General features: G+C 65.8%; 23 protein-coding genes. 14 read left to right on the top strand and 9 right to left on the bottom strand.

Annotation, left to right across the window (positions count from 1 at the left end; translation table 11 throughout):
- Positions 1-113 precede the first annotated feature (113 nt).
- Positions 114-1649 carry a hypothetical protein gene (locus BIU98_RS07865; protein ID WP_217635679.1) on the top strand — a complete coding sequence of 512 codons (1536 nt, stop codon included), beginning with the start codon at positions 114-116 and terminating at the stop codon, positions 1647-1649.
- Between the two features lie 92 nt (positions 1650-1741).
- Here the strand turns inward: BIU98_RS07865 and BIU98_RS07870 are convergent, their stop codons facing one another.
- Positions 1742-2086 (bottom strand): Lsr2 family protein, encoded by a 345-nt coding sequence (locus tag BIU98_RS07870; RefSeq protein ID WP_071274409.1) that lies wholly within the window; start codon positions 2084-2086, stop codon positions 1742-1744.
- 110 nt (positions 2087-2196) lie between these two features.
- Between BIU98_RS07870 and BIU98_RS07875 the strand changes: the two genes are divergently transcribed.
- The 4 genes from BIU98_RS07875 to BIU98_RS07890 all read left to right on the top strand — a co-directional run bounded on the left by BIU98_RS07875 (position 2197) and on the right by BIU98_RS07890 (position 4910).
- On the top strand, positions 2197-3255 hold the full coding sequence (locus BIU98_RS07875; protein ID WP_071274607.1) for a YhcG family protein: 1059 nt from the start codon (positions 2197-2199) through the stop codon (positions 3253-3255).
- Positions 3256-3259: 4 nt separating this feature from the next.
- Positions 3260-3718 (top strand): hypothetical protein, encoded by a 459-nt coding sequence (locus tag BIU98_RS07880; protein ID WP_071274412.1) that lies wholly within the window; start codon positions 3260-3262, stop codon positions 3716-3718.
- 107 nt (positions 3719-3825) lie between these two features.
- Entirely contained in the window at positions 3826-4158 is a 333-nt protein-coding gene (locus BIU98_RS07885) for a hypothetical protein (protein WP_139200627.1), read from the top strand.
- A 233-nt stretch (positions 4159-4391) separates the two neighbouring features.
- The gene (locus tag BIU98_RS07890) at positions 4392-4910 is read left to right on the top strand and encodes a GNAT family N-acetyltransferase (RefSeq protein ID WP_071274418.1); all 519 of its coding nucleotides are present in this window, start codon (positions 4392-4394) and stop codon (positions 4908-4910) included.
- A 118-nt stretch (positions 4911-5028) separates the two neighbouring features.
- On the opposite strand, the gene BIU98_RS07895 is transcribed toward BIU98_RS07890, so the two are convergent.
- Positions 5029-5910 carry an NAD-dependent epimerase/dehydratase family protein gene (locus BIU98_RS07895; protein WP_071274423.1) on the bottom strand — a complete coding sequence of 294 codons (882 nt, stop codon included), beginning with the start codon at positions 5908-5910 and terminating at the stop codon, positions 5029-5031.
- An 89-nt stretch (positions 5911-5999) separates the two neighbouring features.
- On the opposite strand from BIU98_RS07895, the gene BIU98_RS07900 reads away from it, so the two are divergent.
- The gene (locus tag BIU98_RS07900; RefSeq protein WP_071274426.1) at positions 6000-6578 is read left to right on the top strand and encodes a TetR/AcrR family transcriptional regulator; all 579 of its coding nucleotides are present in this window, start codon (positions 6000-6002) and stop codon (positions 6576-6578) included.
- Between the two features lie 84 nt (positions 6579-6662).
- Here the strand turns inward: BIU98_RS07900 and BIU98_RS18470 are convergent, their stop codons facing one another.
- From BIU98_RS18470 to BIU98_RS07915, 4 genes are all read right to left on the bottom strand, one after another.
- The gene (locus tag BIU98_RS18470; RefSeq protein ID WP_083393095.1) at positions 6663-7235 is read right to left on the bottom strand and encodes a GntR family transcriptional regulator; all 573 of its coding nucleotides are present in this window, start codon (positions 7233-7235) and stop codon (positions 6663-6665) included.
- Between the two features lie 575 nt (positions 7236-7810).
- Entirely contained in the window at positions 7811-8524 is a 714-nt protein-coding gene (locus BIU98_RS07905; protein WP_071274429.1) for a GAF and ANTAR domain-containing protein, read from the bottom strand.
- Positions 8521-9225 (bottom strand): GAF and ANTAR domain-containing protein, encoded by a 705-nt coding sequence (locus tag BIU98_RS07910; protein ID WP_071274432.1) that lies wholly within the window; start codon positions 9223-9225, stop codon positions 8521-8523. The genes BIU98_RS07905 and BIU98_RS07910 overlap by 4 nt, the downstream gene beginning before the upstream one ends.
- Positions 9218-10021: a helix-turn-helix transcriptional regulator gene (locus BIU98_RS07915; protein WP_071274435.1), complete on the bottom strand. Its 804-nt coding sequence runs from the start codon at positions 10019-10021 to the stop codon at positions 9218-9220. The genes BIU98_RS07910 and BIU98_RS07915 overlap by 8 nt, the downstream gene beginning before the upstream one ends.
- A gap of 204 nt (positions 10022-10225) precedes the next feature.
- On the opposite strand from BIU98_RS07915, the gene BIU98_RS07920 reads away from it, so the two are divergent.
- The 4 genes from BIU98_RS07920 to BIU98_RS07935 all read left to right on the top strand — a co-directional run bounded on the left by BIU98_RS07920 (position 10226) and on the right by BIU98_RS07935 (position 13899).
- Positions 10226-10573 (top strand): hypothetical protein, encoded by a 348-nt coding sequence (locus BIU98_RS07920; RefSeq protein ID WP_139200628.1) that lies wholly within the window; start codon positions 10226-10228, stop codon positions 10571-10573.
- Positions 10567-11091, top strand: a complete 525-nt coding sequence (locus BIU98_RS19365; protein WP_071274441.1) for a hypothetical protein — start codon at positions 10567-10569, stop codon at positions 11089-11091. The genes BIU98_RS07920 and BIU98_RS19365 overlap by 7 nt, the downstream gene beginning before the upstream one ends.
- Positions 11046-11711, top strand: a complete 666-nt coding sequence (locus BIU98_RS07930) for a helix-turn-helix domain-containing protein (RefSeq protein WP_071274444.1) — start codon at positions 11046-11048, stop codon at positions 11709-11711. The genes BIU98_RS19365 and BIU98_RS07930 overlap by 46 nt, the downstream gene beginning before the upstream one ends.
- Before the next feature lie 1375 nt (positions 11712-13086).
- On the top strand, positions 13087-13899 hold the full coding sequence (locus BIU98_RS07935) for an HIRAN domain-containing protein (RefSeq protein ID WP_071274447.1): 813 nt from the start codon (positions 13087-13089) through the stop codon (positions 13897-13899).
- 136 nt (positions 13900-14035) lie between these two features.
- Here the strand turns inward: BIU98_RS07935 and BIU98_RS07940 are convergent, their stop codons facing one another.
- Positions 14036-15073, bottom strand: coding sequence for a YhcG family protein (locus tag BIU98_RS07940; RefSeq protein WP_071274610.1), 1038 nt, complete (start codon positions 15071-15073; stop codon positions 14036-14038).
- A gap of 112 nt (positions 15074-15185) precedes the next feature.
- Here BIU98_RS07940 and BIU98_RS07945 point away from each other — a divergent pair, with 112 nt between their 5' ends.
- Positions 15186-15530, top strand: a complete 345-nt coding sequence (locus BIU98_RS07945; protein WP_071274451.1) for an Lsr2 family protein — start codon at positions 15186-15188, stop codon at positions 15528-15530.
- Between the two features lie 140 nt (positions 15531-15670).
- Here the strand turns inward: BIU98_RS07945 and BIU98_RS18475 are convergent, their stop codons facing one another.
- A complete protein-coding gene (locus BIU98_RS18475; RefSeq protein WP_083393097.1) occupies positions 15671-18703 on the bottom strand; it encodes a TrlF family AAA-like ATPase in 3033 nt (1010 codons plus the stop codon).
- 254 nt (positions 18704-18957) lie between these two features.
- On the opposite strand from BIU98_RS18475, the gene BIU98_RS07955 reads away from it, so the two are divergent.
- Together BIU98_RS07955 and BIU98_RS07960 are read left to right on the top strand one after the other, a co-directional pair.
- Positions 18958-19554, top strand: coding sequence for a recombinase family protein (locus BIU98_RS07955; RefSeq protein WP_254787824.1), 597 nt, complete (start codon positions 18958-18960; stop codon positions 19552-19554).
- A 36-nt stretch (positions 19555-19590) separates the two neighbouring features.
- Entirely contained in the window at positions 19591-20487 is an 897-nt protein-coding gene (locus BIU98_RS07960) for an exonuclease domain-containing protein (RefSeq protein ID WP_071274459.1), read from the top strand.
- A 238-nt stretch (positions 20488-20725) separates the two neighbouring features.
- On the opposite strand, the gene mobF is transcribed toward BIU98_RS07960, so the two are convergent.
- Positions 20726-25225: a MobF family relaxase gene (mobF, locus tag BIU98_RS07965; protein ID WP_254787825.1), complete on the bottom strand. Its 4500-nt coding sequence runs from the start codon at positions 25223-25225 to the stop codon at positions 20726-20728.
- Between the two features lie 435 nt (positions 25226-25660).
- Here mobF and BIU98_RS07970 point away from each other — a divergent pair, with 435 nt between their 5' ends.
- Positions 25661-26113, top strand: a complete 453-nt coding sequence (locus tag BIU98_RS07970; protein ID WP_139200629.1) for a hypothetical protein — start codon at positions 25661-25663, stop codon at positions 26111-26113.
- Positions 26114-26190: the final 77 nt, after the last annotated feature.

The following is a 26190-nucleotide window of genomic DNA, read 5'->3' on the forward strand; positions in this document are numbered from 1 at the left end:
TATCCCAGAACAGCATCAGAGGGCGATCCTGGTAGACAACCCCTTCACGAGGGTCGCTGAGTTCCGCTCGCCTTGTACTAACCTGAGCGAAACAGATACAAGGGGGACCCGACGTGGTCGATGTGGATCTACGCCAGATGGAACTGGGCTCGCCTGCTGCTGAGCGAGACGCCGGCCTGCAGGACTATTTTATTGAAAGCGATGCGTTCCGCCGAGTTGCCGAAGGTAACAAGCGCATTGTGATCGGTAACCGCGGCGTGGGTAAAAGTGCCATTTTTCAGTTCATTGCTAGGACCGAGCGGAAAAAGCCTCTCACCTCGGTTATTGAACTTTCACCCGAAGACTACTCCTATGAACTGTTGCGCGAGACAATGGCAACAGAGCAGGAAGGTTCTTGGCAAAAACAAAGCGCGTACGCGGCGGCTTGGAAATACCTTCTTTACGTCCTCGTCATGAAAGAAGTGACAAAAGATGGGGGTAAGCCTGCTCGTGGGTCCGCGCTCGGACGCATTTCGAAGTACGTTCGTGACCACCATCAAGGCGGCCAGCACGACAAGCTCTCCGCGCTCATTTCGTATCTAAAGCGATTGGAGGGCGTCAAGATTGGCAAGTATGAAGGCGGGCTGAAGACGCGAGAGCTGCAAAAACTTTACAAGCTCGAAGAGTTAGTATTGCTTCTTCCTGACCTGCAGGAAGTTCTGCAACGGCAGCGGGTCATCATTCTTGTCGATGAGCTTGACAAGGGGTGGGACGAAAGTGAGGATGCAAAGGCTTTCGTAGCAGGGCTCTTCCAGGCCTGCCAGGCGCTCAATTCCGTGTCGACGAATATGCGTCTCTACATGAGTCTTCGGCAGGAGCTCTACGAGAACATCCCCGCTCTTTATGAGGATGCCCAGAAGGTGAGGGACCTCACTGAGACGATCAGGTGGGACGAAGCCGGGCTCAAGCGCCTGGTCGCCCGACGCATCCGAGTTGCCCTACTACAGGGCAAATCCTTCGATGATGCGACCGAGGTTGCGGGCATGTCGGATGATGACCTGTGGAACGCCCTGTTTGCCGAGACCCTGACATACAGGCGTAACAATTCATTCAACTACCTCGTGGACCGCACCCTGTATCGACCGCGTGAGATTATTCAATTTTGCAGTCAGGTCATCGGGCAAGCTACCGACGAGGAGCGAGATGCTCCCCTCGACTACGCGACAATTGTCAAAGCGGAGCACACCTATTCCGAGGACCGAGCGCAGGACATTGCTGCGGAATATAGGTTCCAGTACCCTGAACTTCTCGTGATTTTTGAAGAATTTCGCGGCCAGACTTACACGTTTGACAGAGAGGAGCTCGAACTCCTCTGTCTGGAGATTATTCTTCGAAATAGGCCGTCCTCAAGTCAGCTCAATTGGCTCGAAGGTTTCGGCCCTGATGAACTAATCGACGTGCTGTGGCGCGTCGGGTTCCTCAAGGCGCAAGCCGTGGGCGGCATCAAGGGGCAGGCGCGAAGCGGCAGTACATACCTGGGCCCCTACCAGGTCGGCAGCTTAAACATGCCAAGTATTACCCGATTTCAGGTGCATCCGATGTACCGTTCCTGGCTTGCAATGCGCGAGCCCAAGGGGACGCCAAATCGTGAGGCTGAGAGCCAGCGTTGACTTCCTGACATAAGAGACCGCTATCGGCGCAGACGGTAACGGCCGGTCACTCTGTGGGGTGATCGGCCGTTGTTGCGCGTGGGGGAGTGGTGTCAGTGTGCGGCGTCGTACGCGTCGCGGACGGTCTGGCTGATGCGGCCACGGGAGGACACCTCGTGGCCGTTCGCGGCGGCCCATTCGCGGATCTTTCCGAGCTCCTCGGCGTTGCCGCGCTTGGGTGCACTGCCGCCGCTGGTGCGGCCGGAACGCCCGCTGACCTTCCGGGCGGCGGCGATGTAGTCGGAGAACGCTTCGCGGAGTGCTTCCGCGTTGTCGTCAGTCAGGTCGATTTCGTAGGCGGAGCCATCGAAACCGAACGTGACGGTCTGGCCCTTGCCGTCGTCGATGGTGTCGCCGGTGAGGTCGTCGACAAGGTGCGTGGTGACTTTCTGCGCCATGGTGGAGGTCGCCTTTCGCTCGTTGGTCGCCTCTACTGTGGCATATTCGCCCCAAGGGAAGCTCTTCAGGTAGTTCTCGATGATGATGCGATCGGGCAGACTTGACCATGATGTCTGATTCCTCGCCAGCCGTGTCCGGGTACGCCACTGCCCTTGCTGAGTTGAAGCAGCAAGTACGCGCGGCCCGGTTCATAGCGCAGCGCCGCGTGAACACGGAACTTGTTCGCCTCTACTGGGGGATCGGCGCAACGATCCTGCAGCGCCAAGGTGACGAGGGATGGGGCAGCAACGTCATCGGCCGCCTCGCAACGGATCTCCGGGCTGAGTTCCCGGAGATGAAGGGGTTCTCGCGCGCGAACCTGTTCTACATGCGCCGATTCGCGGGGGAGTGGCCGGTGGACGCGATTGTCCAACAGCCTGTTGGACAACTGCCCTGGGGGCACATCACCGTCCTCCTGGACCGGCTCGATGACCACGACCTTCGTGACTGGTACGCCCGCCAGGCGGCCGCGCGTGGTTGGTCGAGGAACGTGCTCGAGCACCAGATCCGGTCCGCTGCACATACGCGGCTGCAGGCAGCGCCGACGAACTTTGCCGAGGTGCTTCCGCCAGGAGATTCGGATCTGGCGCAGCAGTTGACGAAAGACCCGTACGTGCTGGACTTCCTCGCGCTCGATGGCGACGCGAAGGAACGCCACCTCGAGCAGGCACTCGTCGACCGGATCATCGACACCCTCCGCGAGCTCGGGGAGGGGTTCGCGTTCGTCGGTCGGCAGGTGCACTTCGACGTCGACGGAGATGACTTCTACGTCGACCTGCTGTTCTTCCACGTGGAACAGCTTCGGTACGTGGTCATCGAGCTCAAGACCGGGAAGTTCAAACCCGAGTACCTCGGCCAGCTCGGCTTCTACGTCGCGCTCGTCGACGACAAGCTCCGCCGCACCCAGCACGCCGACACCGTCGGCCTTCTCCTGGTCGCGGACAAAAATGACGCCGTTGTTCGTTACTCGCTCGGCGCACACCAAACCCCGATCGGTGTCGCCAGCTACGACCTGCTGCCACCATCCGTGCAGGCCGCTCTTCCCACGGAGGCTGAGCTCACTCAAGCGCTCCGTGAGCCCGCTGAGGACGCGGCCCTGGCTTCCGGCGTTGCACCCGAAGATGGATGAAGCAGTGGGCAATCTCATTGCTGCTCTCGCGCTCTTGGTCTCGATCTTTGGCGCGGCCTGGGTCGCCTACCAAGACACCGGGCGCTGGCGCCGCCTCGAGCGGTACGGGAACGCAGTTCAGTCAGCGCGACCGGGCAGCCTGGAGCAGACCACGCTGCAGTCGGTATTCGACCAGCTCGCACTCCCGCTGGCGCTGGAAGCGCTCGCACCACCGAGGAAGAAGCTCCGCAGGTGGGCCTGGGTAGCTATCTACGTCGGGCTCGTCATCGAGACTGTTTGGTTTCTGATGGTCGCGGTAAACCAGCGCGGTTGGCTCTCCTGGACCGTCTACGGCATCGGCCTTGCCGTGCTCGTGACCGGAGTACTTCTCAGGGGGACGTGGCGCGAGCGCCGCCAGCAGTGGATGCGGGAAGAGATGCAGCGACGCCTCGCACAGCTGCCGACACCCGCGCACTCAAACTGACTGGGTACGGCGTGCTCGGACGGCGCGCTGAAATCGCGGAGCAAGCCGAGCGGCTGAGGCGCCCGGTAGGGGATGGCGTACCGGGCCGGTCTGGGTAGCATCGCGTGGTGGCATCGACTGTTCAGTCCGAGCCGCCCGGCGCGGGGCGGTACACCGCAGCACGGGTGCTGCTGGTGTGTTCAGCCGCGGGCTTTGCGATCCTCTGGGTGACCCTATGGGTGCCTGTGCTGCTGACCGGAAGCGAAGGCAGTCTGTTCCTGTATCCGATCGTGTTCCTGCTCGCCGCGGGACCGTGGGCCGGCGCGTGGACTGCTCTGGCACTGGCGGGTAGTTCCCTGAAGGCGGGCGGCAGCAGCCGCAACGAGTTGGTCCTGGCCTTCAGCGCGATCCTGCTCGCCCTGGGTCCGGTCCTGCTCTGGTTCGGACCAACGCTCACCTGAGCCACCGTCTCAGCTCACGTCTCGGTAGCCGATCCTCCGCCGAACGGACATGCCGGGCCGTCAGCGACGCTGGTACATCGCTGTCATCACCTTCGACGAGGGTCGGATCAGCACACTCCGTGAGTACGGCGGGCCGTTCCTGCAGGTGCAGTGAAGCCAGCTCCGCTGCGCGCTCTGCCGCTGGGCTGAGCGAGGCGTCGTCGTCGTGGCAGTTCGCCACCTACGATGCGGAGGTGTCCACCGAACTCGAGCCACGCCGGTACCGAAGCACCGATGCTGAAGAGCTCACGGCGCTGTTGCATCAGGCGTACCGAGAGTTGCAAGACCAAGGGCTGAACTTCACGGCAGCGACGCAGGATATCGAAACGACCCGTCGCCGGGTCGCGGAAGGGGCTTGCTGGGTCATCGAGTTCGAAGGCCGGATCGCTGCGACGATGACGATGTCAGTTCCCCCGCCCGACGACATCCAGTCCCTCTCCGTTCATGCTCGAAGCCCCTCCACGGGATGGCTCTGTCAGATTGCTGTGGGGCCAGAACTCCGCGGGCGAGCGGTCGCGCGGACGCTCTTCGCAGCCGCGTGCGACTGGGCACTGAGCGAGGGCACCAAGACTGTGGGGCTCGACACTGCCGCTCCGGCACAGCACCTCGTCGACATGTACTCGCGATGGGGCTTCGAGCGTCGAGACACAGTGCGCTTCCCAGGCAAGACGTACGACAGCATCGTCATGACCACAGCGTTGCGTGAAATTTGAGTTGAGACGCCGACCACGACGAGCGGCGGAGGGCAGCACCCTTCGGTGCCCCTGTTCGACGGATGGATCACGTCACTGCACGGTGATGTGATCCATCCGTCGTGTCGGCGGCACCCGGTCAGGGCTGGAGCGCTTCGAGGTCCTCGAGCAGGGACGGGTGCGACGGCTCCCACCCAAGTTCCTTCCGGGTTTGCGTGCTGGAGGACGGCTGGTCCATGGCGAAGACCGGTCCGAACGGGCCGAAGGTGTCATCCGGCACGGACTGGACCGGCAGTCCGAGGCGCCGACCCACGACCGTGGCGATGTCGATGACTCGGTCACCCTCGTCGGCGACTGCGTGCCAGACGGTGCCGCCGGGTGCGGACTCGAGCGCGAGCCGGAACAGCGCAGCGGCGTCCCGAGCGTGCACGGCGGGCCAGCGCTGCTCGCCGTCGCCCGGGTAGCCGGCGATCCCGGACCGTCGGGCAGCGTCGGTGAGGAGTCCAGCGAAGCCGCCCTGCCCGTCCTCGTGGACTGTGCGGGGCATCCGGACGGCGGAGGTCCGGACGCCCTGCGACGACAGTGCGAGCAGGTCCGTCACGGCGATCGCGCGGCTCGCGACCGGGCCGTCGGTCGGTAGCGGGTCGGACTCGGTCGAGGCACGCCCGGCCACCCACGGCGTGCCCGACACTGTGACGAGCGGCTTGTCCGAGCCGATCAGCGCGGCTCCGAGGGTCACCATCGCGTCGCTTTCCTCAGTCAGCCCCTGCTCGAGTGCCTCGGCGCTGCCGTAGTCGCGGCTGAAGGCGAGGCTGATGACCCCGTCGACGCGGGTGGCGGCATCGCGCAGGACGTCGAGATCGGTGAGGGAACCGCGCAGTGGTTCTGCGCCGGCGGCAGCGAGGGCAGCGGCGGAAGCGTCCGAGCGGGCGAGCCCGAGGACGGTGTGGCCGTGGGTGAGCAGCTCGGCGACGACGGCGGTGCCGATCGTGCCGGTGCCGCCGGTGACGAAGACGTGCATGGGGACTCCTCGAATCAAGTGATGGGACAGGTGTGCCGTCACTTTATACCCGCGATGGGACATTTGTCCCATCGCGTAGGATGGGAGCCATGGCGCGATGGGAACCAGGAGCACGGGATCGGCTCATCGTCGCCGCCGTCGACCTGTTCACGGAGCAGGGCTACGACGCGACGACCGTCACCGAGATCGCCGAGCGCGCCGGTGTCACGAAGAGCACCTTCTTCCGGCACTTCCCTGACAAGCGCGAGCTCCTCGTTGCCGGGCAGGAAACCCTCAGTCGCCTGCTCGCCGAGGGGATCACCGGGGCGCCTGCTGGCGCCAGCCCGCTGGAGGCCGTTGCGGCGGGGTTGGAGCGGGCCTCCGGTGAGATGGGTCCTCAGAACCGTGAACTCGGACCGCGCCTCAAGGCCGCCGTCGCCGCGAGCAGTGAGCTGCAGGAACGGGACGCGTTGAAGAACGTGGGCATGGCGGCCGCGATGACGACGGCGCTGCTCGAACGCGGGGCCTCCGAGGCGACGGCGCACCTGGCCAGCGAGATGGGGGTCCTCGCATTCAAGCAGGGGTATGCCCGCTGGTCAGAGGGCGAGCGGAACGACGACGACAGGCTCGCCCGCCACGCGCTCGAGGTCCTGCAGGAACTCCGGAACGCCGCGGCCGCCCTCGATTGACCAGCCGTTGACGGCGCAAGCAGTCGCATGAAGCGATAGTCCGCGTCGCGTCAAAGTCCGCGACATAGGGCCGCCCGCGGGTTCTCAGACTGAGGCGAGCGCTGTGGCGGTCTTCGCTGCGCCGTCCCAGTCGATGACAGCGTCGTCGGCGGCGGCGTGGAAGATGACGCGTCCCCGGACTGCTCGCTCGGTCGCAGCGTAGAGGGCGTTGCCGATCGTAGCCACGAGTGTCCCGGTGGCCTCGAGGAGTGCACGATAAGCTGCCACATCGTGTGCTGCGAGGCCGCCCTGCAGCTCACGGGCTGTGGTGGCGGCGGCAAGTCTCGCGCTTGCCGGTACCGCGCCTGCGGACTGAATCGCTCGCGCGTGCAGCGCGTCAAGGAGTGCTGCAGCCTCGTCGTGCGCTGGACCCGAGAGGCTGGCGATACGGGTGTATCGGTTGGCTGCCATCTCGACGAGCCCCTCCGATTCGAGGCGCGCGATTGCTTCCCGTACCGGCGTACGTGAGACACCAAGCCAGGCGGTGAGCTGCTCGTCGTTGAGGCGCTCACCGGGCTCGAGTGTCCCGTCCTGGATCGCGTTGAGCATCCGGCTGTAGACGACGTCGCGGAGAAGGGTTCGAGGAGTAGCGGTTGCTGACGGTTTCGGTACTGGCATGTCTACATCGTATACTAGATTGTCCGCGGTTGCCAGAGACAAGGGACGCCCGGCTGCGCCTCCTTGCCGGCCGGCTGTCGAGTCGAGGACGCCCGTCACGGGACCACGACTCCGATCAGATGAGCGGGAGGCGCGCTTCCTGCAGCACCGCGAACCGGTCGAGGTCACCGCGGACGGCATCGGCGTCGGCCGCCAAGAAGTGCGCCTTGGACATACCGTCACGCCAGAACACGGTGAAGACGGCCCGCCGTCACAGTCCGCGCCGATTGGAAGGCTAAAGCACCCGAAGGCATCAGTGTCTCGGTGCTCGAAGCCCCATCGCGAGCACATGTCGACGAGGTGCTGTGCCCCAACGGCAGTGTCGAACCCCACAGTCTTGGTGCCTTGACGGCGTCGGCAATGGGGACGCCATCGACTGTCCCGCGCGGCTTCCTCGAGCTGCGTGCGGAGGCCCGCATCGATGGCGTCGCTGTCCTTTACAGACCCGGCGTAGTCACGCCGACGCATGCCACGAGGAACGTGGAAGATGTAAACCTCGATGCGATGCAACACGAAACAAGCGAGAGGTGGCCGATTCAGAGCCGCAGGCTGCGGTTCACGATCGCCTGCGCGACGTCGGACAGGGGCTCGCCGGTGGCGACCGCGTGGGCGCGGATGATGCCGAAGGCGTCCTCGATGGAGACGCTCCTGACGTGGGAGACGACGCCCTTGGCCTGCTCGATGACCTCGCGGGACCCGATGGCGCGCTGCAGCTGGGCCTGCACGACCTCGTGCTCGCGGAGGGTCCGCTCGTGCAGGATGCCGATGGTCGCCACGTCCGCCATGGCCCTGGCGATCCGGAGGTCGGGGTCGGACAGGGTGCCGGGTGCGGTCCCGAACAGGTTGAGCGTGCCGATGACGGTGGCGCGGAGGCGCAGCGGCACGGCGTGCGCCGACCGGACGCCGAGCGCCAGGGCCCCGGCGCTGAAGGCCGCCCACGCGGCTGGCGCGTCCGCGATGTCCGGGCACGCGACGGGCTGGCCGGTGGTGAAGGTCGTCATGCAGGGCCCGGCCTCGGCGTCGAGCTGCAGGACCTCCATCAGCCTGCTGGTCTCCGAGGTGGACGCGATGACCTCGAGCTCGCCCCAGGCGTTCGCGAGCATGATGCCGGCGGCGTCGATGTCGAGCACGTCCACGCAGGTCTCGACCAGGGTCTGGAGGAGCTCGACGACGTCGTAGGAGTCGACGAGGGTGTCGGCGAGCGTCGCGAACGTGTCGACGATCCGGGCCTCACGTGGCGTGCCGGTCATCGGACGTCCTCGATCAGACCGCCGTGTCGCTCGAACCGCACGGCGCCGCTGATGATCTCCTCGGCGACCTGGTGCATCGAGGTCTTCCGGGCGAACGCGTGGCCCTGGATGAGCAGCGTGGCGTCGTCGGGGGTGATGTCGAGCTGCGCGAGGACGACACCGGTCGCCTGGTGCACGACCCGGCGCGAGAACGAGTCGATCAAAGCCTCCTCATCCTCGATGGCCTGGACCGCGCGGCGCAGCACCCGGCGGCCCATCGCGGTCGCGAGCGCGGCCGCGATCTCGACCTGTTCGTGGTCGAGGTCGGTCGGGTCGGGCGCGTAGACGTCCACCGCGCCGAGGGGGAACGGGCCGAAGACGATCGGGAACGCGAAGACGGCGCGCACGGCCTCGTCGCGGACGGCCTCGTTGAACGCGGGCCAGTCCGCGTTCGGGCGTTGGACGATGTCGCCCTCGAGCACGGGCGCGCGTTGGTGCAGCGCGGTCCAGCACGGGCCCTCGGTCAGGTCGAACTGGATCTCATCGACCCGGAAGGCGGTGTCGTCGGACGCGGAGATCGTCTCGTTCGTGCCGATGACGCCGAACGAGGACACTGAGACGCCACCGATGGGCATGGCCTGTCGGACGGGTTCGCTGAGCTCCCGGTCGGGGACGTCGAGTGACCGGATGGCGCGGAACGCGCGCTTCACTGCGTCATCCATCGGCGTCCTCCTGATCGGTTTCCGATGGTACCCGCGAGCCGCCTGCGGTCGTCCGGCGTGTCGGCGGTGGTGGCGGCGCGGTCGGACCCCAGGCGGGCAGCTCGACCGGCACGTAGGACCCGTCGGCCTCGGGCAGGCGCAGGAGCGGGTTCACCGAGGTGAGGCGCAGCCCGTCGGTGTCGTGCAGTGCCCGGCGGACGGCGTCGTTGAGGACGAACGCCACCAGGTCCTCGGTCCCGCCGTCGGGCCGGTAGCCCTGCCAGGCGACGATCTCGCGCTCGGCCCGGTGCAGGGCGCTGGCCAGGGTCGCGTCGGGGTCCTGCACGTCGATCTCGACGTCGAGCACCAGTCGGAAGCGGCGCTGCTCGCTGCCGGGGTCGGCCAGCGAGGGGATCCGTGTGCCTGGCTCGTCGTCCGGCTCGAAGTACCGGAGGGCGGCGGAGGGAGCACTGCCGAACGCTGAGCGGTAGTCGGCGGCCATGCGACCCGCGTTGCTGAAGTGCCAGCGCCGGGCGACCTCGGCGACCGTCGGGCGGTCGACGGGGTCGGCGGACTGCAGGTCGCGCCGGACGCCCTCCAGCCGCAGCGCGCGGAGGTACTGCCCGGGGCTCACGCCGACCTCGCGGTGGAAGGCCTTCTGGAGGCCGCGCGGGGAGATGTTGACCGCAGCGGCGACGTCCGGCACGGCGATCCGCTCCTGCGCGTGGTCGTGGAGCCAGTGCAGCGCGTCGCGGACGGTCCGGGAGAGCCGGGGCGCCGTGCCCGCGGTCTCTCCTGGAGCGACGTCGTCAGACATGTCGCCAGCGTAGGGCGACTGGTCGGCAGGTGGTTCAGGCGTTCTGTCGCGAAGACACCATGCGGACGCCTTGTCCGGAACACGAACCGCGATGCTGACGGTTCCGCGCTTTCTTGTCAACCCCTGTCGGTACGCATACCGGCCAGCCGATACTCGAAGTGTCTCAGGTGGAGCGGGTGACTGCACCGGGGACCTGGAGCAGACATGACAGGGAACACCGGGGCAGGGGCCCCGACAGGGAACACGGTCACGGGGAACACGGTCACGTGGCGCCACCGGGTGCACGCGGACCGGATCAGGGCACTCGTGCAGACCGACCCGCTGGACGTCCGCGTGCAGCCGGTCGACGCCACGTGCTGGCGGGTGGTCGACGGCGCCGCAGGACAGGACGACCCGGCGATGCTGCTGGGCTTCGTCGAGCACCGTGACGGCGGGTACCAGTGCACGCTGATGGCGACGCTCGACGAGCACCGGTCCGTCGGGTCGCTCGAAGCGGCCCACAAGTACTTCGAGCACGCGTGCGGCGAGCAGGGAACGGAGCCGACGTGCTGACCGCGACCGCCACGACGGCGTCGACCACGACGACGACCACGACGGCGTCGACCGGGACCGTGTCGAACGACACGACCGCGCCGGCGGAGTCCCTCCGGTCCGAGCTGCCACAGCTCGGGCAGCGCCTGGACGCCAGACGGCTGTCGGACCACGCTGGCACCGACCGCCGTGACGCGGTCCGCCTGCTCGAGGACGTGTACGGCGCCGAGGACGTCGTCTTCGGCCGTGGCGAACCGTTCCGCTGGCGGCTCCGGACCCTCCGCGACCTCAACGTCGAACTCGTCAACTCCGCCGTGACCACCGACCGCCGCGGTGACCTCGACGGCAGTGGATGGCTGACCCTCGGGTGGACCGCATGCGGTGGCGTCGGCATCGACACCGGCGCCGACCGCGTCGTCACGGAACCCGGCATCCCCGTCGTGTTCCCCGTCGACCGGCCGTACTCGGTCGTCGTCCCGGCGGGCGTGCACTGGTGCGCATCGACCTCGGGTTCATGGAGACCGTCGGGGCAGTCCTGAACGGCGGCACCAGGAGCGGCACGGCGACCTTCCGGATGCAGCCGTCGCCCGAGGCGCTGCCCGGGCTCCGCACCGCCCTCGGAGCGGTCGCCACGGCGGCCTTCGGTGACGTCGACCCGCACCAGGCGCGGTTGTCCCTGCAGGTCCAGCTCGCCGAGTGGGTCGTCCGCGCGTACGGCGCACGCTCGGACCGGCGGGAGCTCGGCGCCGGACGGACCACCGTCGAGCTCGCGCAGGCGTACCTGGCGGAGCACTGCGGCGACCAGGTCACGCTCGCGGACCTGTGCCGCGCGACCGGGGTCAGCGCCAGGACGCTGCAGAGCGCGTTCCTGCGCTACACGGACAGCACGCCGATGACGTACCTGCAGCACATGCGCCTGGACCGCGTCCGGATCGCACTGCAGCTCGCCGACCCGGGGTCCGTCACGGTCGCGACCGTCGCCCGCGAGTGGGGCTTCCGGCACATGGGACGCTTCGCCGGCACGTACCTGCAGCGGTTCGGGGAGTACCCGGGGGAGACGCTGCGGGGGCTGCCGACCCGTCGTCTGCGGAGCCGCGCCCTGCCCAAACGAGATGCGCCTCGGCCGAGCGGCGCTTGCCGCACCACTCTGGCCGGCTGAAGCAATGCTCCCAGGGCACGTGCCCGAAGGATCCGCCGACGGTGTTTCGATGTCTAACACTGGAGGTTCGCAAACCGTCCTCGTAACACTGAGAGCGTTTGCGACTCGAGTCCTGCCGCGGGCAGGAATGGGCGCGACGTGCTCTTCGCACGCAACGCAGCACGGCTTAAGTTCCCGGTTTCGGACGCGTCGTGATGGCGGCGTCAGTTTGATCAGCGTGGGAGCCTCAGCTGGCTTCACGGGAGCGTTTGCCCCGTCCCGACCGCATCGTGGTCACGTGGTTGCGGGCGGGACGTGTGCCCATTGGAACCGCCGGGCCGTTGAGGGTCACCCACCGCTTCCCCGAATACGCGGGGCGGAGCCTTCGAGAGCGTCGCAGCCCGACGGAGGCATCCAATGCCGCTGTCATGGGCCGACCGGATACTGAGGGCTGGTTCGCTGCCGGCGCCCGGGCGTGAGCTGTCAGGTGATGTCGTCGCACTCCCGATATTCGTGGGACAGCGGACATCCCGGCGGGGATGCCATGTTCCCGGTCGCACACCATGACCGTGCCGCGTGGAAAAACCGTACTGGCGGATCACCCCGCACCGCGACTCGAACCGGCTCCCCCTCAGCGGGGACGAGGACCAGCGGATGAACGTCACCGTCCTTTTCGAGCGTAATCACCTCCGGCATCGGCATCGCCATGTCCATGCTCCCTCCATCCGGGTTCGTTCCGTATCCGCGACGCGTCGACAACGCGTCCGAGTGCCCCGATCCTTCGCCTGAGCGCCTGAGCGTGCAGGCCCATCAGCAGATACTGGACACCACCACATCGCCGACCTGTGAACACCGGCCGGTCGGCAAGGAACCCGTCAGCAAAGTGACGGGATGGCTTCGTCGCCGGGTCGGCCGACAGCACGGCCGATGGCATCGTTGCGACGCTTGTGTCCAGCGCCATGCTCATGGCCTTCCGGCGGGCAGCGAAACGAAGGGCACGACGCGACAAAAATCAGGGATGCTCGCTCACTGACTTGGTGCGCCAGCAAGCGGCGCCGCGGGGAGAGGTGCGAAACTGTCGCCCCCCGCGTCTCGTAAGCCGGTCGGTCAACGGCACAGAGAGCGGCGTGTCAACCGCGACAACTTCGCCATTTACCGCCTGACCTGGGAATTCCCGCAAGCCTGTCCCACAAAACTGCCCGGTGAAGGGGCGCTAAGCGCTACACACTCGAGCGGCCTTCGCTAGCCGCTCTGATCGGGCAGGGAGGAGGACCGAGCTAGCCTTCTGAAGCCCTCATACTGACATAAGGTACATTATCGGCTCACCAAGGAGACAACAGAAGTGGCGGGCGGAGCCCAACGTTCGAGCGCCAGCCGCCCATGCCATGATCGGCTCATGGGGATCCTCAATCGACTCTTTGGCCGCGATAAAGATCAGCCTGTCGATGACGGAGCCGAGGGCCTCACGGTCCTCTCTGGCACGACGACCACCTGCCGCGACGCTATCCTCGCATTAGCCGCGCGCCACGATGCCAGCGACGCTGGCTACGTCGAACTCAACGGCTCGCTCCAGCGCGAGCCGACGAACCCCGCCGACCCGAACGCCGTCGCGGTGATGGTGGAGGGGGAACGAATCGGCTACCTCCCCGGGTACGCGACCGCGGCGGCCAACGTGTCTACCATCGGCTCCCGTGCCGTTCGCGTGCAGATTTTCACGGAGATGCTGCCAAAGGGGCCACGTGCCGAGGCGTGGGCGTGGCTCGGCAACGGATCTCTGCGGTGGGAGTGGACCTCAACCAACAGGCCGCCGATGTCGTCCAAGGCGAAGGCGGCGGCCCACCACGAGGGCTCGCGCGAGATGGTCCGGGAGGGTCTCGCCCGCGGAGGGCAGCGGGCCGCGGAGTTCAATCGCGGCATGGTCAACGGCGTCCACTACCTCGAACTCGCCGAACCGATCAAGGAGCTCAAGCGCGAGAACCGTCTCGAAGAAGCGCTGGATCTCTGCCATGCAGCGATTCAGGGCGCTGAGGCCTCCCGGGACGGCCGGGAGCCCGCCCCGTTCTACACAGAGCAAGCCGCGATCATCCTCCGAAAGCTCGGTCGTCGTGACGATGAGATCGCCGTACTCCAGCGCTGGTTGAAGCTCTGCCCGCCAGAGCACCGCGATGGCAGCCGCATCGGTGCACGTCTGGTGAAACTGATGGGTTGACGGGCACACCACTCAGTCAGTCGGAGCGGCCGGCAGCACCGTCGGCTGCCCGATCCTCCTCATCCCTGCAATGGCGGCTGACAATTTCGCGCCATCCGAAGCACTCCGGTTCGATATGAACGACCCCGGCTGCGCCTCAAACCGCCGGCGCTTCGTCGTCGGTATCGGCTTCGAGCGCTTGTGCAAGGTCAGCTTCTGAGGGCAGCGCCGCCTGTATCGCCGGCGGGAGCAGATCGTAGCTCGCGACCCCGATCGGCGTGTGGTGCGCGCCGAGCGAGTACCGGACGACCGCGTCGTTCTTGTCTGCCACAAGCAGCAGGCCGACCGTGTCGGCGTGCTGTGAGCGGCGGAGCTTGTCGTCGACGAGGGCGACGTAGAAGCCGAGTTGGCCGAGGTACTCCGGCTTGAACTTGCCGGTCTTCAACTCGATGACGACGTAGCGGAGCTGCTCGACGTGGAAGAAGAGCAGGTCGACGAAGAAGTCGTCCCCGTCGACGTCGAAGTGCACCTGCCGGCCCACGAACGCGAACCCCTCCCCCAGCTCCCGCAACGTGTCGATGATCCGATCGACCAAGGCCTGCTCGAGGTGCCGCTCCTTCGCATCCCCGTCCAGCGCGAGGAAGTCCAGGACGTACGGATCCTTCGTGATCTGCTGAGCGAGGTCCGACTCCCCCGCTGGCAACGTCGCGGCGAAGTTCGACGGTGCCGCCTGCAGCCGGGTGTGGGCGTCGGTACGGATGTGGTGCTCGAGGACGTTGCGGGACCATCCATGATGAACCGCCTGCGCGGCGTACCACTCCCTGGTCTCTTGGTCGTCGAGACGGTTGAGGAGCACGGTGATATGCCCCCACGGAAGTTCTGCAACAACCTGTTGCACAACCTCACCGTCCGACCACGCGGCCGCGAAGGCTCGCATGTACGCGAGGTTCCGGGACGAGAAGCCCGTCATATCCGGGAACTCCGCACGCAGGTCGTCGGCGAGCCGGCCGATGACGTTGGTCCCCCACCCCTCCTGCTCTTGCCGCTGCAAGATCGTGGAACCAATCCCCCAGTACAACCGCACCAGTTCCGAGTTCACACGGCGCTGCGCAGTGAACCGCGCATTTCTCACTTGCTGCTTCAGCTCGGCCAAAGCGGCGGCGTAGCCGGAGGGAATGGCTGTGCTTCTCGTCATCGCGACCATTCTGCCTCACCGCAGGGGTCAGAGTGTCGGATCATGACGTCTGACCTTCTCCGGCGACGTATGTCACAGTAGAAGCACATCCCCTATCGAAAGGCGGCCTCCTATGGCGCAGAAGGTCACCACGCACCTCGTCGACGACTTGACCGGCGACACCATCGACGATGGCAAGGGCCGCACGGTCTCCTTCGGCTTCGACGGCACCAACTACGAGATCGACCTCACGGACGACAACGCTGACGTGCTCCGCGAAGCGCTCTCCGACTACATCGCCGCCGCCCGCAAGACCGGCACCCGCAGCGGCCGCGCATCCTCCGGCAGCGCCCCCAAGCGTGGGAACTCCGAGGAGCTCGGCAAGATCCGCGAGTGGGCAGCAGCGAACGGCCACGAGGTCTCCTCCCGCGGCCGGATCAGCCAGGCAGTCCGCGACGCGTACGACGCCGCACACTGACGCCACTCCCCACACGTGACAACGGCCGGCCGCCCATCGAGGGGGCCGGCCGTTGTGCTTCGCGCGGATAGCGGTCTCCTATGTCAGTCGGCTGCGCGCTTGACCACTGCCGCCATTCGATATGCGCAGCACAGAGCACACTACTTTGTTTTATTTAGAAGCGGAAACGCCTCATACTTGTGGCGCCGGTTGTCAAACGCTGGCTTTGTGCCCTCGAGGATGTCGACTGCCGACTTAGCAACGTCCAACTCGGAAATACATCCGCTAGTCACATTGAACACGCCATCGGCAACCGTGGCGTGAACGATCTGATCCGCGTCCCCCACAACCGCCAGATTTGCATTATGCGTAACGATGATGGTCTGCCGACGCGCAGATGCCTCGCGGATTGCAGGTACGAGAAGCGAGGCTATAGTCGCGTTGTCGAGATTTTCCTCGGGCTGGTCAAGCAAAAGAGGCGTCGTGCGACGGTCCACGATTAGATAGAACAGGGCCAGCACAAGCCCCCGTTGACCCGGGGATAGCTGCGCCAATGGGAGACCATCGCCAATCAAACCGAAACGCACTTCTAGCCAAGACAGGTCAAGGAGTGCGACCAAAAAGTCGGGTAGCGAGGTTCCGGCTCGAAGCCCCGCTCCTGCATGCCGGGCTGCACCATCCTCAGCGCCACGGTCAGTACCCAGGCGTCGCACTATGACCGCAAGTTCGTCGGAGATGTCGTCCCAGCTCATGGCAGAGACTCGTTGCGGCAGCTCTCCGATCCACGAGCCGAGGTCGGTGTTACGTCGCCCATCGAGAGAAGCGCCCAACCGTTGGATTGCGGACGTGAACTCCAGTGCCGCACGGAACTCTAGGCCGGCCTTTTGCACAACCTGGGAGTCTGCAATAAACCTAGAGGCAGGCGCGTACAAGTCGAGCACTGCTCCGAGCTCGGAGAGTAGAGCATTGTGAATCTCCTCGCTCAACGAGAGAAGACGACCTTGGCATTGTTGCAACTGTTCGGGCGCTGACCTCGCTTTCTCCAGGAGGGCTTGTAGAAACACGAGGGAGCCGTGCTGGTCGACGCTTCCGCTGATTACTCGGACGCGCTCCTCTCCTTGCAGTACGCGCTGACGAGCCAGTTCTCGCGTACTGTCGACCGAAGCTAACGCATTGGCCAGTTCGCTCAACTTCAGATTGGCGGCATCAAGCTGCTGCTGCAAACCTGCATTGTTGGAGCTTGCTGACGCACTGCGCGTCTGCTGCGAGGCCCGCCAGCGTTCAACCCAGTCTTGGTTGATTCGAACCGAGATCAAGTCTTCATCTCGCACCTGCTCATCAATTGAAAGCAGCGAGCGCGCCTCTTCATTCAAAGTCAACGCGGCTAGTCTCAGATCGTTCGCTTGCCGAACAAGCCTATCGGCGTCACCAAGTTGCCGCGTGATTGAGCCAATAGACAATTGATTTTGAGCTATATCATTCAGTAGCCCTTGGCGCCCAGCTGCAAGTTCCTCAGATTCTTGGCGAAGTGCTCCAACTGTCTGATCGTTGCCACTCGCTGCATCGAACTCTGCGAGAACCTGACGATCAGCAGCGAGAGCCTCCTCAGCGGTCTCCAAGTCCAGGCGTTTGAGCCCGATACGTCCTTCGATCTCGGTAGGGACGTTCGCGGCGATGAAATCTGACCAATCGGAAAACTTCTCGGCCTCATGGCGAAGCTCTGCGCGAAGCTTGGCGACTCGTTCACGAGCGGCGGTAGTCTTTCTGGCAATCAGCCCCTCGAACGAAGTTTCTCCCGTTTTTTCCTGCTCGGGGATGTGAGTGAACAACACATCTCGCAACTCATTCTCAAAGATGTGGCTCTCCAGCGATAGCGGGTCGGTCGTGCACACCTTCTCTACGTATTGTTGGGGTAAGTATTCGACGAGCACCGGAGCTGCCGGGTCGTGTTTTGCGGTGAGACTGACCGTGCGTTCGTTGGCAGTCCGCCATGTGATGGTAGAGGTATATTCCTTTGCCGCTTTATTGCTCGCGGTTAGGAAGCGATTCGGAGTTAGAAAAGCGAACTCGGTGTTACGAGATGAATTGCCAGCTAGCGCAATGCAGTCGAGAAGTGCCGACTTGCCTTGACCCTTGTTGCCCACAATGGCGACGAAGCCACTATTCAACGGCAGTTCGTAGCTAAACGATCGGAACTTCGTGGGATCACTAGATCGAATTGCAATCGAATCGACGTATTCCTCTGGCGCCTTTTGCACACGGTCCAATGCGGGTGGCTGCAGTCCCACGAACACACGGTTCTCGAATTCGTCAATTGCATGGATGAGACCGGCGAAGGTGGGAGTGGTGTTCATCCAGGTTGAGCAAGCCCCAAGACGGTCTTTATCGGTCGAGTCGGCCCAGGTGTGCGCGTCACTGCAGTCCAACAACCGATGGTTGACGCTTTGAGCTTTGAGCTTCTCAACCTGCGTCGCCCAGTCACTTGGATCCTCGAACGCGGTAAATAGAAATTTGGCAGTCGAGATGATGTTGCGCTTTGACGCTACTGCCTGCTTCCACTTGATTGCGTTCCACTCGGTTCTTCCCAGTCCAACGAGTGCCTTTCCCTTCAAGAACGAGGAGTCTAGAACCTCTAGAACGGAATCGAGGGATAGGTTCAGCTGGTTGAACCCTTCCTCGAGATCGCTGTGGAACTTGTGCAGTTCGTCCGAAGGAACGTTTTCCTTCATCTGGCGGCCAAGCTCCATTAAAGATTCTCGCGTCACAGCTCCCTTCCAGTCCGCTCCTTCCGTTGCATCTGTTAGAGAGAATTGCCCGTGAAGCCTGTTGAGAAACTGCTGCTGAATTACCTCAGGCTCTAGCTCAGGGTCAAAAATTACGTGCAGGTTCGCTCGTGTCAGTTTGCTTTCAGTACCGCCGAATTGATCGATGCGCATTTCCAAGACGGGGAATATTGCGTCGAGATTCTGAAGTCGACCAGACAGCTTCGCGTCGCGCACGCGGTTGTAACCGTCAAGGAACCAGTAGTCGTTCAGGCCAATGACGCGAATATCTTTGGGGAGCGCCTCCAGTGCGTCAATATAGCGCGCCCAAGTGTCCTCGTCGTCGGCTCCGTAGTTCTGAACGATCGAACTGGGACTGTGAACATGCAAGTCCCAGATACTCCAGTCGGCTCCACGGTTGCGCTCTGTCATAGGGGAGATCCTAACGACAAATGCTCATCGATACGGGACAGAATGAGTTCTGGCGATGACCGGCGGTGTAGATGAGGCGAGTGCTGGCGTTTCGGTCGTAGGGACCCACCGGCGCCGCAGGCGCTGATCTCGAATGGCGGCTCGCATGTGGCGTTGGGGTATACCCCAGCGCCACACGTCTCGAAGGGTTGGAACCACGTAGCAATAGGGTCCGCTGCGCTACTTCTACTGCAGATGTGTGCGAGGGTCTAGGGGTGGTGCAACACAAGACACAGGCTGTCGCGTACGTGCGAGTGAGCTCAACCGATCAGAACCTCGACCGGCAGCTCGAGGCCATCGGCGACGTGGATCGGGTGTTCCAGGAGAAGGTCTCGGGCGGATCCCGCACCGATCGCAGCGCGCTGACGGAGTGCATCCGCTACGTCCGCGATGGCGACGTCGTCCGGGTCGCGTCGATGGACCGGCTCGCTCGATCACTCGGGGACCTCCGTGACGTCGTCGATGAGATCACCAACAAGGGTGCGTCAGTGGTGTTCGTGAAGGAACAGCAGACCTACAGCCGCGACACCGACGACGCCATCGGCCGGCTGATGCTGAACCTCCTCGGCGCGTTCGCCGAGTTCGAACGGACCCTGATCCGCGAGCGACAGCGGGAGGGGATTCGGATCGCCAGAGCAGCGGGCAAATATAAGGGCCGAGCACGCAAGCTCACCGACGAGCAGGTCCTCGAAGCCCGCCGCCTCGTTGATACCGGAGTCCCCAAAGCCGCAGTCGCCCGGCAGTTCGGCGTTGAACGCACGACGTTGTACCGGGTCTTGGCCACCGACCACGACAGCGAACCCGGGCTTTGAGTTCAACAACGAGTCCTACTCACCTACACTCATGGCATGTCGCTCAGCTTCGTCGCCATCGACTTCGAGACAGCTAACTTCGATCGCGCTTCCGTGTGCGCTGTCGGCATCACGAAGGTCATCGATGGCGTCGTAGCGTCCACGACCGCTTGGTACGTCGAACCTCCGACTGGCTTGGACTTCACCAACACCTACCTACACGGAATTGGACCGGGCGACGTCGACGGCGCTCCGACATGGCCGGACACGCTCGATCGCTTGCACGCCGTCAGTGAGGGTCTCCCCCTCGTCGCCTACAGCCCCTTCGACAAAGGCGTCTACAACGCAGCGAACGCTCTCGTTGAAGGGCCCGACCCGCGCCTGACGTTCCTCGACGCACTCGCGGTCGTCCGCCACCACTGCAACCTCCCCAGCCACCGTCTCCCCCTCGTCGTCGAACACTTCAAGCTCCCCGACTTCCACCACCACGAAGCTGGTGCCGACTCGCTCGCCTGTGCACTCATCACCCTCCGCATCGCAGACGAGCGAGGCATCGACACCGTCGACGAGCTCTGGGCAACTGTGCCCGTCCGCCCGAAGAACGGTGTCCGGGCCGGCCGGCAGTACCAGCGGAAGGCAGATCTCCCGCAGCCCGCCGCCGAGGCAGACCCAACACATCCCCTGTTCGGAGAGGTCGTCTGCTTCTCCGGCGACCTCGACAGCTACACCCGCACCGAGGCCCAGATTCTCGTTGCCTCCTTCGGAGCAGTCGTCTCCGGCAACGTGACCAAGAAGACCACCCTCGTCGTGATGGGAGGCTTCGACCCCGCCACCCTCCGCCCCGGCACTACCCTCAGCGGGAAGGTGCAGCGAGCGAAGGATCTCGCCGCCGGCGGACAACCTATCGAGATCGTCACCGAACAGACCTTCCTCGAAATCGTCGCCGTTCCCTAGCTCACCGACGCGACCGTCTCACCAATCCCATCTCCCCCACCGTGCGACACGATGCACGTCGAGATGACTTTCCAAGACACTGGCCGCCCCCGGGGGTCCGGGAGTTGCGGACCGCAGCACGACTCCCCTGCTGGTGCCTCGGAAACCTATAGGTTGATGAGGCGTAGGAACGGCCAGCAGTCTGGTCGCTCATCAGAGCTGGTCGCGGATGCCCACCCAGCTCCTCGTCCCAGGAGGGCTACCGCTCGAGGCCGTCGTTCCCACGGGACAGGTCCGAAGCCGGTGACGGGTCCAGCGTGAGAGAGCTGTCGGTGCCGGTGGACGTCGACACCTCGTCGGGGTTGATACCGGCCTGGCGGAGCATTTTGCGGTCGCGGAGCTCGAACTCGTCGTACTGCGCCTCGCCGGCGTTTCCGGTCGCGGCGATCGCGTCGGCGTCGGTCTGCGCCTCGCCGGCGATCGACGCCGTCTCGGCCGCTGTCTCGTCACGGCCGTCGGACGTGATCGCGGCGGCGTCGGTGTCGGTCTGGCTTTCGATGGCCGCGGCCGCTGCGGCGCCGAGCGCGGCGCCCTCGGCAAGTGCGGCTGCGTCGCCGTCGCGTTGCTCGGGGTTCGGGTACCGCGACGCCAGACGCTCGTTCCGCTCCTGCTCGCGCGCCGCTTCCCGCTGCGCATCGCGTTCGGCCTGCTCGCGCTGCCGGTCGGCCTTGCGCTGGGCCTCACGGACGGCGAAGTCGCGCTCGCGTTCGGCCTTCCGCTGGGTCTCCTGCAGCTGCCGGCGACGCTCGTCCGCCGCGCGCTGCGCCTGGCGGGCAATCTCCGAGGCGATGGTCTGCCCTGCCCGGCCTGCCTGGCGGCCAACGTGCTCGAGTGTCTCGTCGAGGGGATCGCTCATGATGGTTCCTTCCTGTGCGGTGGTGGACGCCGCCGCAGCCACCGGAGTGGTCTCGGTGCCGACCGTGGTCGCGGGTGCGACCTCGGTGGTGGTCCCGGTGGTGGTCTCGGCGACGACGTCGGAGCCGATGGCGACCGCCGTCGACGTCGCCTGCTGCACGGCCTGGGCGGCCGAGACGAGGGCGGTCCGTGCCGCTGCCGACTGCTCGGCTGCGTGGGCGGCGTAGTGCTCTCGGGTGGACTCGGCCACCTCGGGCGCAGTCGACAGCGCGGCAGCCTTGTGGAGCGCGGTCACGCGTTCCTGCAGCCGGTCCGCGACGGGGTTGCCGCGGAGCTTGTCGGGGATCGCCTGCGGCTCGGACGGGTCGATGCGGTACTTCCTGCGGAGCACGTCGACCTCGGCCGCGGTGCGGTGCCAGTCGAACATGCGCCACGGCTCGGACGGGAGCCGGCCGAGATCCTGCGTCCACGCCGGCTGCTCGAGGGCGAGATCTGCGCCGCTCTCGCGGAGACGGACGCCGATGTAGTGGTGCCGTTCCGCAAGGTGGTCACGCCACTCAGCGGGCAGGAACTCGTCCTGGTGTCGGCGGCCGTCTGCGATCCACGCCGGGACGCCGTCGACGGGCTCCCGGTCGACGAGGAGGACGCTCGGCTGGCCGATCCCTTCGAGGGCATGCTCGATGCGCCAGTGCAGCACCGCGGGGACGTCGTCAGCGGTGCCGAGCTCACGCTGCTGGTACGCGTCCTGCAGCGTGGCGATCGGGTCGTGGCCGTAGTCCTCCGCGTGCCGGAGCGACGCCGCGAGGGCACCCCACGACTCCTGCCCCTCGAGCGACGTTGCAACGTCTGCACCGAGGGCGCGTTCCATGATCGTGCCGGCGCGGAGCTCGTCGGCGCGGGTGGCGACGTCGGCGTGCTGGTCGATGAGCGTGACGAGGTCCTCGACGCGGTCCTGCTCGAGGCGGATCGTCTCGTGGGCGGACAGCATCCGCTCCGAGCGGGCCGCGATCTGCTCGAGGGCGTCGGGGACGGTCGCGGCGTCGTCGAGCGCGAGGTAGAGGCGGTTGCTCTCCTTGCCGCGGGACAGGGCCGTGTAGGCGTCCTCGCGGCTCATGGTGGCGTCGCCGAGGACGTGGGTGTTGTCGGTGGTGAGGCCCTGGGAGCGGCTGATGGTGCGGGCGAAGCCGACCTCGACGTGCTGCGCGACGTACCCGGCAGGCAGCTGGATCACAGCGCCGTGCTCGGCGTGGGCCACGTCGAGGGCACCGTCGTCGCGGATCCCAGTGACGGTCCACAAGTCGCCGTTCTTGACCCGGTCGCGGCCGCCCTGGATCCGGAGGTCCGAGTCGTTGCGGCGGGTGACGATGGTGTCGCCGACGTGCGCGGCGAGACCGTCGCGCAAGGGCACCGACCGGGACGTGTCCAGGGCGCCGGTGGAGATCCGATACGCCTGTGCGCGAGCGTTGAGATCCGCGACCGCCGTCGCGGTCGGAGCGAGCATCAGCGATCGCACGCCGGCGTTGGTGTCGTGCTGCCAGCCCTCGAACACGGCGGCAGTCATCCGCTCGCTGTCGCCACCGACGACGCGGCCCTGCTCCTGGTACCAGGAAAACGGGTCGCCGGGGCGCATCGGGTCGCGGAGCCGGAGAGACGCTTCGGCTTGCTCGGCGTCCCGGAACCGGTGCACATGCTCGAGCTGCACGGACCCGACCTCGCGGTCAATCAGGCGCAGCACGCCGCCGGCCTCGACGGCGGAGAGCTGGCGGTCGTCGCCGATGCCGCGGACCACGGCGCCGTACTCGGAGGCGATCGCGCGGACGTCGTCGAGGCGGAACGTTCCCGCCATACCGGCTTCGTCAACCACGATCACGTCGCCCGGCTTGAGGGCGTACTTCTCCGGCACATCAGACCCGCCCACCTCGTCGTGTTGGTAGGCGGCGATGAAGCCGTGGATCGTGGTCGCGTCGATCCCGACCGCGTCGGATAGGACGGACGCGGCCGGGGCGGACGGGGCAAGTCCGATCATGCGGACGCCACCGGCGTTCAGGGCGTCGTTGGCGAGTCTGAGGGCGGTGGTCTTGCCGGCGCCGGCGGGCCCGATGCCCATGAGCAGTTCCCGGTCGGACGTGGCGAACGCCTTCGCGAGGTCCCGCTGCCCCTGATCGAGCGGGCCGTCGTAGGCGGCCGCGACGCGCTCGAACACGTCGACCGCGACGGGCGCCATCGTTCGTGCTCGGGCCGCACCGAGGAGGCGGTCCTCGGCCGCGAGGATCGCACCGGAGGTGTAGATGGTCTTGCCCTTGTGCTCGAAGACCGAATCACCGTTCGAACGCGTCAGCGGCTTGAACGCACCGTGCGGGGACGGCGGGGTGAGCGAGATCGAGGAGTGCAGGGCGGACTTCGCGACTTGCTGCACGAGGGGCTCGGCAACGTCCTGGTCCGGGATGATGGCGGCGAGCTGGCGGCGGGCTTCAGCCTCGATGACGCCGGCGCCCCACACTGAGTACCGCTCCTCGACGGCGGTGAGGACGAGGGCGGCGCGCTCGTCCACGTCGACCGTCGGCGTGCCAAACCCGTCCCGGGCCCGGACCTCGGCGATGCGGCGGGCGTTCGGGAGGACCTGGTCGGCGCGGTCCTGTCCGACGCGAGCGACGGCTTCGTCGTGGGTGGCTTGTGGGGAGCGTCCGTGCTCCTTCTGCGGGCGGGTCTCCAACGTCGCCTGCTGAGCGATCTTGATCTGCGCCTTGGTGTCAGGGGCGCGGCCGTGGTCCCGCTGGTACTCCGCGGTGAGGCGTTCGACTTGCTCGCGGATCAACGCCGACCGCGATGAGAACGTGTCGATCAGGTCGGTGTCGACACCGACGATCTCCATCACGGGGCGCTTGCCGGCAGACACCGTGCGGGCCTCGGTGGTGACGTCGAGTGCCTTCGTGACCTCGGACATGATGGCGGCGTTGTAGAACTCCGAGATGGGCACGTTCATGCGGTGGAGGAGCTTCGAGTCGATGGTGCGCCACTTGCCGTCGGAGCCCTGGACCTTGTTCGCGACCACGAGGTGGTCGTGCAGCTGAGGGTCACCGTTTCGGGACTCGAAGTGCCGGAACGCGGTTACTGCGACGCCGCCCTCGACCTCGATCTGCTCGACGCCGTTCGTGCCAGCGCGGGTCGCTAGCGCCTCCCGCTCGAGGTACGCGATCGTCGACGCGATGGCGCGGTCCTGCGCCTGCTCGATCGCCTTGCGGGTGTCGTTGTCTCCGAGTGCCCAGAGCACGGAGACGCTCTTGGCGGGAGAGCACACGAGGTCGAACCCGGCGACGGCCTGCTGGTCGGGACGGGTCGCTGCGGTGATGTACCGGCCGAGCTCTTCCTTGTCAGCGGGCTCGCGGCCCTTTGCGTCACGGAACGCCTGCGCACCCTCGCGGGAGCGGATGAGGCGTCGCTCCTCGGTGTTGGGCTCGTGGCCCTGCACCCGCTGGAACGCCTGGTAGCCGGCATGGATGCGCCCCTGCAGCGCGTTCTCGTCTGCCTTGTACACGTAGTAGGACCTGCCCAGTTTCGCGGCCTCCTGCGCCTGCTTGCCGGTCATCCCGGACGCGAGAGCATCGGCGATGATGCGGTCCGCGTCGGGGTGTAGCCCTTCACCGAAGAGGGCCTTCATCTGGTCCTCGTTGACCGTCCCGGAGACGCCGAGGAGGGCCGCGCCGCCGCCCATCCACCGGCCGGAAGGGTTGCCGTCGGCGGTGTAGTAATCGCCGAGCTCACGGTCGTGGTCGCGGCGGGCATCGCCCGTGGCGACCTCCGACGTGTAGTACGTGTACCCGTCGCCGGCAGAGAGCACGTGCATGGTCATCATGCGCCGTCACCGCCGGCCCCGGAAGTGATCGAGACGCGTCGGACCCAGCCGTGGTGCGGGCTGGTGACGGTGCGCATAGGCCGAGTCTAGCCTTATTCATTTGTAATGCCTGAGGTGTGTCCCGGTGATGACCGGAGGTCGTAGCGAGGAACGAGCGCAGACAGGAGGGAGGGATGCGGGGCCGGGAGGATCGGAGTCGGTGGAGCGAAGCGGAATCGGCGGAGAGACGAGCGCGGTAGACAGGTGGAGACCGGGAGCAGCGGCCAGCGACGAGGAACGAGGAGCGTCGGGCCGACTGCATCCGGGTCGAGAACTGTCACCGGCCGCGCCGTAGGCGCGAGCTACACTGGGCGACTCGAAGAGCGCCGCTGGGTACCGCCGTTAGGCAGGTGCCGCCCCAATCAGGCGGGTGGTGGCCGGTAGGGATTGGGGAACGACATGGCGAACGTTCGAACGTCGGGGAAGCAAGCCGCCGCGCGTAAGGTTGCACGTGAGCGAGCGGTAGAGCGGGCGGCGGACTTCCGCCGTCGGCAGGAGCAGCTCGAAGAGCTCGCCGTCGAATACTTCGTCGCAGCCGACGCCGTCGACGGGATCAACGAGGACGCGGAAGCGCGCATCCAGAAGATTCGCGACGACCAAGCCGCCGCGATCGCTGAGGCGGAAGCCGAAGCGCAGGCGATCATCGGACGCATGCTCGACACCAAGGTCACCCGCGACGAGGTGGCGGAACGACTCGGCATCCCCGTGCGCGACGTGAAGCGGTCCAAGGCGAAGGCTGAGACCGACGCAACGAACGGCGGCGACGAGGCCGTGACGGCGGCCGAGAACGACGACGAGAGCGGCGAGCAGGGCGACGCGCAGGAGTCGTACGCGGCGTAGGAGAACCGCCTCCGCGGCGAACGCGGTACCGTCTCTTACACGTGACGCGGCCCCCGACCACTTGTGTGTGGTCGGGG

Origin of the sequence: Curtobacterium sp. MMLR14_010 (assembly GCF_001865015.1) — a bacterium.
GTDB lineage: Bacteria > Actinomycetota > Actinomycetes > Actinomycetales > Microbacteriaceae > Curtobacterium.